Below are 14,759 nucleotides of genomic sequence, written 5' to 3' on the forward strand. Positions count from 1 at the left end.
GTAACTAATCTCCTACATATCTTTCCTGCGTATTCAAATATCTCTTTTTCCCCATATAGGATTGTCCAATAACAATTCCCATGCATATATATAACGTAGGATTCTGCAAAAATGTTCCAGAAATTATCAATCCTGCTGCATTTGCCAGGTAAATACATAACAACATACGCTCTGTTTTTCTACTATTACGAAACATAGCAAAAACTCCCAGAGCAAGAATTAACAATATCCCACCACCGACAATGCTTCCAAATGAGATTAGAATCTCAATAACAATATTATGTGGATAATTTCCACCATCCGGCCACATTCCGCAAACTCCCCAGCCTGCAAAAGGTCTCTCCTGAAACAACTCAAAATAATAACTATATAAACTGTTACGTCCCTCAGATTTCAGGAACTCTCCACTCAACAACTTTTGAATCCCACGGAACCGAATTGTTCTACTCGTATCAATTCCACTATTTACAACCAATAAAAGTACTATAACTCCTATTCCCACCAATAGCATTCCCACAAAAATCAAAGAATACCTCTTCGTATCAGGCTTTATGTCCCAAAGTACCTTGCATACTAAAAATAAAGCAAAACACACATTTGCGCCCCTGCACCCATATAAAATATTTACTCCCACTCCTGCCATAAGACATACAATATCTTTCAAACAGGCATGTTCAAATACCTCATTACATAATATGGTACATGATAAAAGCATTGCATACGAGAGTGCCATATCATATTCTCCAAGATATACATGCCACACCTTAAACTCAAGGACATAAGTTACAAATAAAATTGTTACTGCCGGTTTTGCTAATTTATATAACCATGTATAAATTTTCTTTCTATCCCTAATTCCTCCGAATGCATATCCTAGCGGAATACATACTCCCATCAGCCAAATCATATTATATAGCAAAACCGAGGTTTGTGCATACCCGTAAAGATAACTGCATAAAAAAACAACTAAAGCACCTAATTCTCCAAGCATGAATTTCGCTGTTTCTCTTTGCACATAACACATACAAATCATTCCTATTGCAAATGCCAATACTCCATAATTTGCAATTAGCAAAATCTTATTACCAAACAATCCTTTCTGAATAAACAAATTCAGTATCTGCCAAACATAGTATAATATAATTGCCAAACAAAATATATCATCTCTATCCTGTAAAATTTTGTGCTTTAATTTAATCTTCAATACAACCTACTCCGCTTCATATCTCATATACTTTGTCCAAAACTTTTACTGCTTCTTCCCATTTATATGTACTGCTGATTTGTAACATATTTTCTCTAAACTGGTGACATTTCTTTTCATTTTCTTTTAAAAACAAAACTGCCTTTTTTACATCCTCAGCTTCTCTTGTGTCTGCAGTAATTCCTATCTGCATTTTGCGCACCTTATCACCCATTCCAAGGGATGCTGTCATTATCATAGGTGTTCCTGTAACAATTGCCTCGTAAAACTTCACAACTTCAGCATCTCCCTGGTAATTAGGATTATTAGGATTGTAGCCACAGTATAACACATCTGTGTTTTGATATAATCGATTTGACTCACTCATCCCGTCATATGGACCGTGTACAAATACATTATCGTATTTTTCCTGCAGTCTATTTAATTCCTCTAAATCAATTCCACCTCCATTAATATCAATCCTAACATCCGGCATATCCTTACACGCCTCAAACAATGCCTTAAATTCTGGTATTTGACCACGTACGCAACCATGATACCCTATTCTGAATATTTCAGACGGCGTTTTGTCTAGAGGTTGCAGACATTTTTCATCTGGATAATTTTTTAAAGGAAGTAAATGGTTCGTAACATCTGTAGGATATAATTTTAAATACCCATCATTCTCATATAAAGAATAGTGACTATTCTTTATAAAATATCCTACTAACCCTTTTATGATTTTCTGTTTGAACTTACCACCACATATGTAATATTCATGCATATCAAAAACATATGGTTTTCTTTTTCCACATATCTGATATGCCATCATTCCATCTAAATCATTACAATGAACATAATCAGTTTGATGTTCTTTCAAATACTTTTTGCATTTTAAGGCATATCTTAGGAAAGCACCAGCCTGTTTATATCCCGAACCTGCTACGGATGGCTCCTTGAAACGGACAATGTCTATATCATCCTTCGAATCCATTGCTTTTAATTTTGAATCTTTATTTCTATCCCAACACAAAATCGTTACTCTATTGCCTTGTTCAATCAGATAACGTGCCTCTTTATATACACGCACATCCATTTCGAATGCATTTGTAAGCAGCATTGTAATATTCATTTAAAATTCTCCCTGCATATCAATACTTGCAAAATCTTCTAATGGTAATTTCACCGGTGCTCCTGTTTTCTGACTTTTATATATTGCTAAAATCATTTCCAAAGCATTTCTTCCTGCAACTGCATCCACATATGGTTTTCTGTCATTCTTAATTGCATCTATCATATCTGCAAATAAGCTTGTATGACCATTGCCATATACATTACAGGTTTCCTCTTCTAATCCCTTATTTTTTTCGTCTGCTTCTGATTCATCTGCAAAATCCCATACGTCAATATTATTTGTTGATTTTCCACCTAGCTTAACGGTTCCTTTTTCTCCAAATAAATATAATGTTTCTTCTAGATTTTTAGGAAATACATTCGTAGTTCCCTCAATTGTTGCAATTGCGCCATTTTTAAATTTGACAACTGCCATTCCAATATCTTCTGCCTCTAAATAGTCATGAAGCTGCTGTCTGGTAACACCATAAACCTCTTCCACTTCATCTCCTAACATCCAGCGTAAAAGGTCAATCCCATGAATGCACTGATTCATTAGTGCTCCACCATCCTGCGCCCATGTACCACGCCATGGGGCCTGTGTATAGTATTCTTTATTACGATTCCATCTTACATGAATAGAACCATGTGATAATTTTCCAAAACGTCCACTTTCAACTGCCTTTCTCATTTCCTGAACTGCAATATTAAATCTATTCTGGTGACATGCAGATACCTTAACATGTTTTTCATTTGAACGTCTTATAATTTCATTTGCATCTGCAATACTCATTGCCATTGGTTTTTCAATAATGACATTAACTCCATGATCAATGCAGTATAAAGCAATTTCTGCATGTAACCCACTCTCTGTCGCAATACTAACCAATTCAAGTTCATTCTCATCTATCATTTTCTTATAATCAGTATATTTTTTAATACTTTGGTCTTTTTCAAGTCCATGTTTTTCCATTAAGGCAGTAATATGGTCTTGCTTTACATCGCACATTGCCACTAATTCTAGTCCATTATTTAATACTGCCTTTATATGATTTGTAGCTATTCTTCCACATCCAATTAATGCATATTTCATCTTATTATATACCTCTTCTACTGTTTTCTTTTATCTGCTCTATAAACTTTCTATGTTCAATCGCAAAATTTCCTGTAACTGTCATATCTTGCTCAACGTCTTTTGTTACAACTGCCCCTAAGCTAACTCTGGCATTTTCGCCTATTTTAAGACGGTTAGATACCGTTGCATTTATTCCAACCCATGCGTTATCACCTATTCTGGTATTACCTCCAATAACTGCCCCGGCTGCTATTAATACACTATTTCCAATAGACACTCCATGACCAATATGACACATTGCATCTATTCTAGAATTTTCACCTATATGTGTAATATCATCTTTCCATATTCCCTGTGCAATATGTGTCCCTGACATAATTTCCACGTTCTTTTCAATCACAGTATTTCCCATATTATCAAGTCCACACATTTCACCATTCCTACTTCTTGCCTCTGAAAAACTTCTTCCTCCAATGACAACATTAGAATGTATTATACATCCATCCTCGATGGTAACATTCTCATTTACCATAACAAATGGTTCAATCGTAACATTATCCCCTATAATAACATTGTTCTCTGCCACAACAGCCATTGGACTTATTTTACAGTTTTGACCTATATGTGTCTTCTTGTCCTCTTTCACTCTATTCTGATTCATTTTATGAAACAATTTATGAAAACAAAACTTAGGTTCTTCTGATATAAAAATCCCCCTTATATGTTCCGGCAATCTATCCTTAAGTTCTTCAGTACAAATAATGCATGTAACATATGGACTTATTTTTTCAACAAATTTAGGATTTTCCATAAAGGTCAAGAAGTCTTTTTCAACCTCTGCTGTGCAATAGTTCATTTCCTCAAACTCACCATCAGCTATCAGTTTTCCATCAATTTCTTCCACTATTTTTGAAAGTTTCATAACCTATTTTCACCCTTCAAAATTATTAATTACGTCAATAACTTTCTTTCTTTCTTCCTCTGTTAATTCAGCAAACATCGGTATTGCAAGACTATGTGCTGCCAAATATTCTGCATTAGGCATATCACCTGCTTTATATCCTAAATCCTCAAATACTCTCTGCAAATGAAGTGGCACTGGAAAATATACTCCAGTTGCAATCCCTGCTTCCTTCATTGCATCTCGCAACTCATCTCTTTTTTCTGTCACAATTACATATACATAATAAATGTGTAGATTTTCGTTTTTGCAAACCGGTTTCAAAATTACAGGGTTATTAATTTTCTCATTATATTCCTCTGCATACTTTCTTCTCGTCTCATTCCACTCTTCCAAATGAGGTAGTTTTACCCGAAGCAGCGCAGCCTGTAACGCATCCAAACGAGAATTATGGCCTAATACAAAATTATAGTATTTTGGTAAATTTCCGTTAAAATCAACTTTTTCCTCCGAAACCTCAATATTTTTTCTTTTACCATATGTAAATAAACCATTTAATCCACTTCCATGAACTCTCAATGCCAAACACTGCTTGTAAATTTCTTCATTGTCTGTCGTAATGATTCCACCATCTCCAGCACAGCCAAGATTTTTTGTAGGGAAAAAAGAAAAACATCCTACATCTCCGAGCGAGCCCGCTTTTTTCCCATTGTATTCTGCACCTGCTGCCTGTGCTGCATCTTCAATCACCATTAAATTGTGTTTCTTAGCGATTTCTCTTACCTTATCCATATTTGCACACTGTCCATACAAATGAATCGGAATAATCGCTTTTGTCTTATCTGTAATTTTCTCTTCAATTGCATCTACATCAATCAGATAGGTGTCTTTTGTACAATCTACAAATACTGGCTTTGCCCCAACAACTCCTACCGCTTCTGCCGTGGCAAAGAAACTCATCGCACATGTAATAACCTCATCACCAGCTTTTACTCCACAGGCCTGTAACGCAATCACAAGTGCATCTGTTCCATTGCCAACTCCTACCGCATATTTTACACCACAATATGCTGCAAATTCTTTTTCAAACTCTGTTACTTCCTCTCCTAATATATAATTACCCGAGTGAAGTACTTTTAAAGCTGCCGCATCCAGCTTCTCCTGTAAATTTGCATATTGTCTGTCTAAATTCATCAAAGGTATCATTTTTCTTCCTCCTAATTCGCACCGTAAATATCTCTTGTATATACTTTTTCTTCTACTTGTTCTAATTTTTCATCCATACGATTCGCAATAATGCAATCACACTTATCGCAAAATTCCACAAAATCCTGCACAACAGGAACTCCATCGAAATCCGCCTTCTTTAACGTTGGTTCGTAAATTACAACTTCCACACCATGATTTAAGAGATTTTCCATAACCCCTTGTACAGCCGATTCTCTAAAGTTGTCGGAGTTTGCTTTCATAATCAATCGATATATTCCAATTACTACATCTTTTTTTTCTGGATAACCAGCTTTTTTCAGAACCTGTTCTGTTACAAATGCCTTTCGTGTCTGATTAGCATTTACAATAGCCTTGATTATATCATTTGGTACATCCTCAAAATTTGCAAGCATCTGCTTTGTATCCTTTGGTAAACAATAACCACCATATCCAAAAGATGGATTATTATAATGTTTTCCAATTCGAGGATCAAGGCTCATTCCCTCAATAATCTGTTTTGCATTTAATCCTTTGCTCTCGGCATATGTATCAAGCTCATTAAAGAAAGAAACTCGCATAGCAAGATATGTGTTAGCAAACAACTTCACAGCCTCTGCCTCCGTTGTATGTGTGTACAATACTTCAACATCTTGTTTAATTGCGCCCTGTTTCAATAAACTTGCAAACAATTCTGCCTTCTCCTGAAGTGCTTTCTCTCCTTCTGGTACTCCAATTACGATTCTACTTGGATACAAGTTGTCATATAATGCTTTTCCTTCTCTTAAAAACTCCGGCGAGAATATGATATTAGAATAATTTAGTCTTTCACACACCATTTTTGTATATCCAACCGGAATTGTAGATTTAATTACAATAGTTGCCTTTGGATTCACCCTTTTTACTATATTGATTACACTCTCAACAGATGAAGTGTCAAAATAGTTTCTCTTTACATCATAATTTGTTGGTGTAGCAATGACTACAAATTCTGCTTTTGCATAAGCTGCCTCAGCGTCTAACGTTGCTGTTAAATCAAGTTTCTTTTCCTTAAGATACTCTTCAATCTCTTTGTCCACGATAGGTGACTTTTTTTCATTTATCATTTGCACTTTATCTGCAATGACATCAACCGCATACACCTCATTATGCTGTGCCAGCAAAATAGAATTTGATAACCCTACGTATCCAGTCCCTGCAACTGCAATTATATGTTTTTTGCTCATATCTCTTCTCCTCTTCTACTTACCCTTTTTTTCTGTCAAAATAACTATAATCTGTATTAGTTTATCTGTCAGTACACTAAAATCAAATTGTTTTGCCGTTTTTCTTGCATTATCTCCATATTTTTTTCTGGCATCTTCTGACATTCGGCAAATATCAGTCATATCCTTTGCAAAATCTTTTGGTGTACGACCTGATGCTTCAATTCCGCACTGCTCGTTTTTTATGATACTATATCCAACATGCACTGTTGAATATATTGGCCGTCCCGCAGCCAGATATTCGAACATTTTATTATAGCTACAACCATATTTCAATGTATCCATATCATTCCAATGAATAATGTTAACATCACTTTTCTGTAAAATCCCCGGAACTTGGCTTTTTTTCACAACACCCTTATATTTTACATTTGTAATTTTTTCAGATTCAATCCGTTTTTGTATTGATTCCACATAATCCCCTGCACCCCATAACAAAATCTGAATATTTTTATCTTGGAGTTCCTTTGCAGCATCTAATAATGTGTCAATTTGATTTGTTCTGCGGATTGAACCTGTATAGACAAAATTAAACTTCTCTACATTATCCAAATCTCCATCTGTAAATGGATATTTTTTAGCATTTTCCTCAAATGCACTTACGTCTACACCATTGTTAATGTAATAAATTTTATTAAGATCTATATTTCCACCATTTTGCACATCCCATTTGTGATCACGGATATATTGCTTTCCACCTTCCATTGTAAAAACAACCGCATCTGCTTTTGTATAAATCCACTTTTCTAATTTGTATAATACCTTTGACACTAGATGTTGTTCTGTCAGTGCTCCCATATCTATCAGCTCTTTTGGCCACAAATCCCTAATTTCAGCTATGCAAGGACATTTCATTTTTTTCCCAAGCTGGATTCCTGCCACACTGGTAAGCGGATGAACACTTGAAGCCAATATTATGTCTGGATTTCCTTTCTCTTTTGCATATTGTACTGCAACTTTTTTTGCATTTCTGTAAAAACTCAATATATTCTTTATTCTGCTTATTCCATTTCCAACATAGGGACTTGTTTTTACTATAACAAATGTAATGCCATCCTGTTCCTGAATTCCATATCTATCCTTTATCTCTATGGATTTTTCTGAATTATGTACCACATCCGCACAAAAAATAATTGGATGATAGCCCTTTTTTAACAGCTCTTTTGCCATCCAATAATGGCGTCCGCCTTTTTGTTCCAACATGGTTGCTGCATAATGATTTAATATCCAAACCTTTTTTTTCATTCTCTATTCTCCAAATATTCTTTTTCTTAACATTCTCTGAAATCAGCTATTTTAATTCTGATGCTAAATAGCATAATAATTGCTCATAGTTTTCCATCATGAAAATCGGGTTGCGATTTCTTATCGTAACAGAATCCATATACACTTTTTTCCCTTCATCATCGAATGGAAATTTAGATACTGTATAAGCATACGCTTTTGATATCTCATCATTTTCTGTGCAAAACGCCCAATAGCCCATCAAAAATTCAGAGGATTGCTGATACGGTCCGTACCCAATTTGATCTGTGTGATATTCATAACGATAAAATCCATTTCTTCCATCCATATAATTGGTCAATCTATAATACGGACATTCATCTGTTGGTTTTTTCAACACCTTATCTATGAATGTTTTCGATATACCATTTGATAATTTTTCATAACAGGATATTTTTTCCTTTTTTATGTGATTAAAATCTGACAGTAGAACATTAACTTTATACTGTTTTTCTAGCAGTTCCATGATTGGTTCTAATCGCTTTTCAAACCAATCAAAACAACTAATCAATATTGCTTTTTTCATCACAGACTCCTTTCGTTTATAAGGAAAAAAGCATACTATTTCCACCAATTCTCAGACTTCCAGTACTTAAGTTTAAACTAGAAATTTTCTTCTATCTCCAAAATCTAAAAGAAACAGTTTTTTCTGATTCTTATAAAAAATCCAGCTTAATACTTTATCAACTGTCTTTTATATACTATCTATTTTTTGAATTACAACGCTATCGTACATCATCATTACTACATTATCATCATAGTTTCCAAAACATGGTTGATTTTCTATTCCATTAACATTATTGTTAATCAGCTTTACAAAATCAACTCCAGCACCATATGCATGTAAATATCCCCCTCCAAAACGAGGATTGATTTCTGAAAGATAATATTCTCCGTTTCGATACCATAAATCCATATCCATAGGACCGTTAAATTGAAAATGTTTTAGTGCTTCAACAACAAAATCATTTAACTTTTCATCTTTAAATGATATGGTTTTACTTGCACCACCGATTTTAGTTTCCAATTTTCTTTTACTAAATAACGAAACTACTTTTTTGCTGATAGTATCGACATAAATATCCGCATCTATGTCCAATGCATCGCCCATAAATTCCTGAATAATTAAAGTTGGATCTGCATTAAATGCTTTCTCTAGATTATTCATATCTGATATCTTACGAGCGCCCACTGAACCGCTTCCTCTTCTTGGTTTAACAAATACCGGAAACTCAATTTTGTTTTCCGTCAACCCTTTTTTAAATGATCCGATATCCCCATAGGTTAATACAGTTTTTATTTTCTGATTCTGTAAGTATCGAAACATTTCAAATTTATCAAAGCATATTTCTGCTGTTTCTTTATAAGGAGCCAATACTTCTACGCCTATGGCTTCAAATTCACTTCTATGTTCTGCAAGTAGCATAATTTCTGGATCAATCAATGTAGTAACCATTTGTATTTCTTCTTTTTTACAAATTTCAAGAATTGTTGGAATATATATATCATCCGTTATTTTGGGAACAATATAAAATTTATCTGCCATATATATAGCTGGTGCAATTACACTCATATCAGTTGCAATTATTTTTGAATTTTCTGACATACTATTTTTAAAATCTTTCAATAATTCTCCACGTCTACCTACACTACACATTAAAATATTCATCTTAAATCATCTCCTTGTATTACTATGAATGTTATAATAATCATCTACAGTTACTTGTTTTCTCACACATTCAACTTTTTTAGAATCAGATACGTAAACATCAGGATAATAACGAATAAACATTCCTCCAAATGTCATCGTATAAGCTCCTACTCTGTGATAAATTATTTTATCACCTATTGATAATTCCTTCTCATTCTCAATTACCATTAAGCGATCATGATCCATACAAGTATATCCGCATATTATTTGCCTATTATTTATTGTTTCCCTTTGAGTTTCTAATGAGTACATATATCCCTTTTTAATCCATAATGGATCTATATGTATCCTACTTCCATCTGTAGTAACAATTCTCGCATTTGCCGTATTTTTAACATCTATTACGGATGTAACTAAGTCTACTACTGAACCAATAATTGCTGATCCCGGTTCAACATATAACTTTGTTTTCCTTACATCAACTATAGGCTCAAATATTTGTTTAATAGCATTAATGTATTCAGCCTGAGTTGTTTTTCCTGGTACACCTCCAAAGAATCCTCCTCCCATATCAATGTATGAAATATTTAATTTATATTTTTTTATAACATTCACGGCATATTTCGCTAACGATATGTATACATCTTTACTTCTAGTTATACTGTTACAATGTAGATGTAATCCTACTGAATCACTTTTAGTTTGTACTATTTTTATAGCCCGCTCTAATTCTTCGTTATCATCAGAAAAGCCAAATCTGAAACCATCCTCGACATATTCAATATCTTTTTTATCAAATATCTTTGGATTTGGGTTTACTCTAATTCCAATGTTACTTTCCGAAGTTTTATTAATTTCATTAATTAATTTTAAATCATTTTTAGAATCAATATTTACAATAGCACCTTTTTCCAATGCCTGTATAAATAAATCATTCCCTTTAATAGGTCCGTTATAAATGATTTGATCATCACTAAAACCACATTTTAGAGCCAGACGATATTCTTCGTCAGAAACCACTTCAGCATATACATTTTTTGAATGTAAATATTCTATCAACCACGGTAATGAATTAGTTTTAACGGAATAAGCGAGCTGAGAATTTGGCCATATAGCATTTAAAGCTTGCTCAAAATCATTAATATTTTTATCTAATTTCTCCTTATCTATCCTAAAATAAGGTGTTTTAAGCTCCATATAACGTACCTCCTTAGTTTGTCCCATCAAAATCTTCCATTGTTTCAGAAGTGTCTGAACTAATACCTTCTCTTTTCACCACAGTTCGTATAGTCTGGAATATAATTTTCCAGTCACCCAGAAAGGAAATATGATCAACATAATATACATCTTTATCAAATTTATCTTCCCAAGTAATTGAATTTCTGCCATGTACTTGTGCATATCCGGTAAACCCAGGTCTCACCTCATGCCGTCTTGCTTGATGTTCATTGTATAATCCCAAATATTTAACTAATAATGGTCTTGGTCCAACAACAGCCATATCTCCTTTTATAATGTTTATTAATTCTAATAGTTCATCAAGACTTGTAGAGCGCAACATCTTACCAAATCTTGTTAATCTTTGATCATCTGGTAATAGATTTCCACCTTTATCTTTTTTATCAGTCATTGTTCTAAATTTATACAAAACAAATATTTTTCCATTAAGTCCTGGTCTTTCCTGTTTAAAAATAACAGGAGAACCCAGCTTAATTCTAACTAAAACAGCTGTTATTAAAATCACTGGTGATAATATGATTAATGCCAGCAAAGCACATATAAAATCTTGTGGGCGCTTTATATATTTTTCATAAATACCTTGCTTATGTTTTCTTTTATCCTGCTTTTTCTTATCATTCATATCCAACTTCCTACCATTAATTGTCTATTCAAAACAAGTTCTGATCACTTCAATAATTCTGTCCTGCTGCTCCGGTGTCATTTTGTTATCACTTGGCAGGCATAATCCTCTGTTAAAAATATCCATACTTATATCCAATGGCAGCCCATCTTTCTCGCTGACTGCACCACCCGCTATATATGCATTCGTTTTCGCTCTTCCATTACCTTCTCTTGTTACAAATCCATTCATACGATAAATCGGCTGCATATGCATTGGCTTCCAGATTGGACGCCCCTCAGCATTGATACTGCTAATCGTCTCTAATATCTCTGTCGGACAGCTTTTTCCATGCTCCGGAAGATAAAGTGACTCTTGTTCGCCTCGGACCTGTCTGCACATTGCATCCCTATCAATCAGCATACAGCTAAGCCAGAAATTCGGCACACTGTTTTCGGCATCAAACGGATTCATTGTTACCGGTAATCCTTCAAACCCCTTCTGGTAACGCTCATAGATTGCTTTTTTCTGAGCAATATGCTCTTCAAGGTATGGAAACTGTCCTCTCACAACTCCCGCAATCACATTACTCATTCTGTAATTATAGCCAACTTCCTCATGCTGATACCACGGTGCGTTCTCTCTTGCCTGTGTCGACCACTTTCTTACTTTCTCTGCATCCTCTTTGCTGTCTGTCAAAAACATTCCTCCGGCTGAACCGGTAATTATTTTATTTCCGTTAAATGAAATCGCATTAAAGTTTCCAAATGTTCCCGTCTGTTGTCCTTTATAGGACGCACCTAACGATTCCGCCGCATCTTCAATAATCTTTGCACCATGCCTGTCTGCAACCGCTTTGATTTGCTCTATCTTTCCCGGTGTTCCATATAAATGGGCAACTACAACCACTTTTACATCTGGATAAAGTTCAAACCCTTTTTCCAATGCCACAGGATCCATATTCCAGGTATCATATTCTGTATCAACAAATACAGGCTCTCCGCCTTCATATACAACCGGATTCACCGTTGCGGAAAATGTCATGTCAGAGCAAAATACCTTATCTCCCGGTTTTACTCCGGCAAGTTTTACAGCCATATGAAGCGCCGCTGTTCCTGCCGACAATGCCACTGCATATTTACAGCCCACCTTTTCACAGGCAAGACGTTCCACCTCGTTGATATTTTTCCCTACCGTAGACATCCAGTTTGTCTCATAGGCTTCTTTCACGTACTCCAACTCATCTCCATGCATGGTCGGAGACGATAACCATACTTTCTGTTCCAATGGTTTTACTGTATTTGTTTCTTTTTCTAACATTTCAGAACCCTCTTTTATCATCTTTATAAATTCATCGGTGTATAAGTCGGAACGATTCTCTGTACCCAGTCTCTAATATCATCCGGCTCCTCTACCACGTACTCTTTTAATTCTTCTAACTGCTCCATAAATTTGTCTTCATCCATCTTGATTGGCTTTCCAATATGAATCAGCTTATTCTCTGTATCCTGCATGCCCTCTTCTGCCATCAGCATCTCTTCATACAGTTTTTCTCCCGGTCTTAATCCGGTAAATTCTATTTTGATGTCATCATCCGGTCTGTGTCCCGATAAAAGAATCAGATTGCGTGCAAGGTCTACGATCTTAACCGGCTCTCCCATATCAAGGACAAATATCTCTCCACCCTTTGCGTAAGCTCCCGCCTGCAATACAAGCGAAACAGCCTCCGGAATCGTCATGAAATACCGGATGATATCCGGATGTGTCACCGTCACAGGTCCTCCTGCTTCAATCTGCTTTTTAAACAGCGGGATTACACTGCCGTTGCTTCCCAATACATTTCCAAAACGAACTGCAACAAATTCTGTCTCGGAACGGTTGTTGTAGGTCTGAATAATCATCTCGCAGATTCTCTTGGTTGCACCCATAATATTGGTCGGGTTTACCGCTTTGTCTGTTGAAATCATCACAAAACGCTTTACCTTCCATTTATCCGCTGCCTGAACTACCTTCCATGTTCCCAGAACATTATTTTTAACAGCCTCATTTGGACTATCTTCCATAAGTGGAACATGTTTATGTGCTGCAGCATGATAAATAATATCCGGTCTGTATTTTTCAAATATCTGATCTATTCTTTTCGTATTACGCACAGATGCAATTAATACCACCAAGTTTAAATCTGGATAATTATGACGTAATTCATTCTGTATATCGTATGTAGTATTTTCATATATATCGATAATAACAAGCTGCTTTGGCTGATGTGCTGCAATTTGGCGGCATAATTCACTTCCTATGGAGCCACCTCCACCTGTTACAAGAATCACTTTTCCAGATACATAGTCCATAATTGAATCCAAATCGACCTGAATCTGTTCCCTTCCAAGTAAATCGCTGACATCCACATCTTTTAATTTACTTACACTTACATCACCATTTACAAGCTGATACATTCCAGGCAATCTCTTCAATTCACATCCTGTATCTTTACATATATCAAGTATTTCCTTAATTTCAGAAACCTTTGCCGATGGCATTGCGACAATAATCTCTTCTACCCGAAGTTCTTCTACATTTTGAATGATTGTAGAACGATTTCCCACAACTTTCACACCATGTATATAATTTCCTATCTTCGCCTTATTATCATCTATTACACCTACCACAGTCATATTGATGTATTTGCTGTTTTTTATTTCACGGATTAGCGCATCTCCCGCATCTCCCGCACCAATTATAAGTACTCTCTTTTTGCCTCTTTCCTTTACACGTTTGCGCATAACTGCACGTACTGCACGGTACATATATCGGCTTACAAAAATGAAGCCTATTAAAGTAACTGTATAGACAACACAAAAACTTCTTGGTAACGGAACCGTAATCTTTCTAAATGAGAGCATAGCAACTAAAGTATAAACAAATCCTGCTGTTATTCCTGCTCCACATATATTCACTAATTCCATAGCACCCGCATAAGTCCACAGGCTAGAATATAACCTAAAGCAGAAAAATATAAATATTGTAATAACTATATTCCATGGCAGCATCTGCCATACTCTTACCTCATATTCATTCGGTATTGTAGAAAGAGAGAAATCAAATCGAACCAAAAGAGCTACATAACTTGCTACCACCACCGCTATTGCATCATATATAATTAAAATCATGCGTTTTATCCATAATGATTTATCAAACTTCTCCATTTTTTCTCCTTTGCATTCTTCACATTTTCTTCGAA

The 14,759-nt window shown here is 35.2% G+C and carries 13 protein-coding genes; all 13 read right to left on the reverse strand.

Features of this window, described 5'->3' with window-relative positions; all coding sequences use genetic code 11:
- Positions 1-4 precede the first annotated feature (4 nt).
- The 13 genes from BIV16_RS09295 to BIV16_RS09355 all read right to left on the reverse strand — a co-directional run bounded on the left by BIV16_RS09295 (position 5) and on the right by BIV16_RS09355 (position 14,724).
- The gene (locus tag BIV16_RS09295; RefSeq protein WP_143524744.1) at positions 5-1,111 is read right to left on the reverse strand and encodes an O-antigen ligase family protein; all 1,107 of its coding nucleotides are present in this window, start codon (positions 1,109-1,111) and stop codon (positions 5-7) included.
- A 109-nt stretch (positions 1,112-1,220) separates the two neighbouring features.
- Positions 1,221-2,315, reverse strand: a complete 1,095-nt coding sequence (locus BIV16_RS09300; RefSeq protein WP_075680556.1) for a glycosyltransferase — start codon at positions 2,313-2,315, stop codon at positions 1,221-1,223.
- Complete coding sequence (locus BIV16_RS09305; RefSeq protein WP_075680557.1) at positions 2,316-3,389, reverse strand: Gfo/Idh/MocA family protein; 1,074 nt, start codon at positions 3,387-3,389, stop codon at positions 2,316-2,318.
- 4 nt (positions 3,390-3,393) lie between these two features.
- The gene (locus BIV16_RS09310; RefSeq protein ID WP_075680558.1) at positions 3,394-4,293 is read right to left on the reverse strand and encodes a DapH/DapD/GlmU-related protein; all 900 of its coding nucleotides are present in this window, start codon (positions 4,291-4,293) and stop codon (positions 3,394-3,396) included.
- Positions 4,294-4,302: 9 nt separating this feature from the next.
- Positions 4,303-5,478 carry a DegT/DnrJ/EryC1/StrS family aminotransferase gene (locus BIV16_RS09315; RefSeq protein ID WP_075680559.1) on the reverse strand — a complete coding sequence of 392 codons (1,176 nt, stop codon included), beginning with the start codon at positions 5,476-5,478 and terminating at the stop codon, positions 4,303-4,305.
- Positions 5,479-5,489: 11 nt separating this feature from the next.
- Positions 5,490-6,704 (reverse strand): nucleotide sugar dehydrogenase, encoded by a 1,215-nt coding sequence (locus BIV16_RS09320; protein ID WP_075680560.1) that lies wholly within the window; start codon positions 6,702-6,704, stop codon positions 5,490-5,492.
- Between the two features lie 15 nt (positions 6,705-6,719).
- Positions 6,720-7,988: a glycosyltransferase family 4 protein gene (locus BIV16_RS09325; protein ID WP_075680561.1), complete on the reverse strand. Its 1,269-nt coding sequence runs from the start codon at positions 7,986-7,988 to the stop codon at positions 6,720-6,722.
- 46 nt (positions 7,989-8,034) lie between these two features.
- Positions 8,035-8,553, reverse strand: a complete 519-nt coding sequence (locus BIV16_RS09330; RefSeq protein ID WP_075680562.1) for a hypothetical protein — start codon at positions 8,551-8,553, stop codon at positions 8,035-8,037.
- A gap of 168 nt (positions 8,554-8,721) precedes the next feature.
- Positions 8,722-9,696, reverse strand: coding sequence for an ATP-grasp domain-containing protein (locus BIV16_RS09335; protein WP_075680563.1), 975 nt, complete (start codon positions 9,694-9,696; stop codon positions 8,722-8,724).
- A gap of 6 nt (positions 9,697-9,702) precedes the next feature.
- Entirely contained in the window at positions 9,703-10,875 is a 1,173-nt protein-coding gene (locus tag BIV16_RS09340) for a diaminopimelate decarboxylase (protein ID WP_083625203.1), read from the reverse strand.
- 13 nt (positions 10,876-10,888) lie between these two features.
- Complete coding sequence (locus BIV16_RS09345; protein ID WP_083625205.1) at positions 10,889-11,539, reverse strand: sugar transferase; 651 nt, start codon at positions 11,537-11,539, stop codon at positions 10,889-10,891.
- Between the two features lie 24 nt (positions 11,540-11,563).
- A complete protein-coding gene (locus tag BIV16_RS09350; RefSeq protein ID WP_143524745.1) occupies positions 11,564-12,838 on the reverse strand; it encodes a DegT/DnrJ/EryC1/StrS family aminotransferase in 1,275 nt (424 codons plus the stop codon).
- 23 nt (positions 12,839-12,861) lie between these two features.
- Positions 12,862-14,724, reverse strand: coding sequence for a polysaccharide biosynthesis protein (locus BIV16_RS09355; protein ID WP_075680565.1), 1,863 nt, complete (start codon positions 14,722-14,724; stop codon positions 12,862-12,864).
- Positions 14,725-14,759: the final 35 nt, after the last annotated feature.

The sequence above is a fragment of the Roseburia sp. 831b genome, assembly GCF_001940165.2.
GTDB lineage: Bacteria > Bacillota > Clostridia > Lachnospirales > Lachnospiraceae > Roseburia.

What these genes read in the sequence shown, in the direction of transcription:
- BIV16_RS09300 (WP_075680556.1), bottom strand. Translation starts at nt 2,315, where the DNA reads ATGAATATTACAATGCTGCTTACAAATGCATTCGAAATGGATGTGCGT.
- BIV16_RS09325 (WP_075680561.1), bottom strand. Translation starts at nt 7,988, where the DNA reads ATGAAAAAAAAGGTTTGGATATTAAATCATTATGCAGCAACCATGTTG.
- BIV16_RS09340 (WP_083625203.1), bottom strand. Translation starts at nt 10,875, where the DNA reads ATGGAGCTTAAAACACCTTATTTTAGGATAGATAAGGAGAAATTAGAT.
- BIV16_RS09315 (WP_075680559.1), bottom strand. Translation starts at nt 5,478, where the DNA reads ATGATACCTTTGATGAATTTAGACAGACAATATGCAAATTTACAGGAG.
- BIV16_RS09310 (WP_075680558.1), bottom strand. Translation starts at nt 4,293, where the DNA reads ATGAAACTTTCAAAAATAGTGGAAGAAATTGATGGAAAACTGATAGCT.
- BIV16_RS09335 (WP_075680563.1), bottom strand. Translation starts at nt 9,696, where the DNA reads ATGAATATTTTAATGTGTAGTGTAGGTAGACGTGGAGAATTATTGAAA.
- BIV16_RS09305 (WP_075680557.1), bottom strand. Translation starts at nt 3,389, where the DNA reads ATGAAATATGCATTAATTGGATGTGGAAGAATAGCTACAAATCATATA.
- BIV16_RS09350 (WP_143524745.1), bottom strand. Translation starts at nt 12,838, where the DNA reads ATGTTAGAAAAAGAAACAAATACAGTAAAACCATTGGAACAGAAAGTA.
- BIV16_RS09355 (WP_075680565.1), bottom strand. Translation starts at nt 14,724, where the DNA reads ATGGAGAAGTTTGATAAATCATTATGGATAAAACGCATGATTTTAATT.
- BIV16_RS09320 (WP_075680560.1), bottom strand. Translation starts at nt 6,704, where the DNA reads ATGAGCAAAAAACATATAATTGCAGTTGCAGGGACTGGATACGTAGGG.
- BIV16_RS09345 (WP_083625205.1), bottom strand. Translation starts at nt 11,539, where the DNA reads ATGAATGATAAGAAAAAGCAGGATAAAAGAAAACATAAGCAAGGTATT.
- BIV16_RS09330 (WP_075680562.1), bottom strand. Translation starts at nt 8,553, where the DNA reads ATGAAAAAAGCAATATTGATTAGTTGTTTTGATTGGTTTGAAAAGCGA.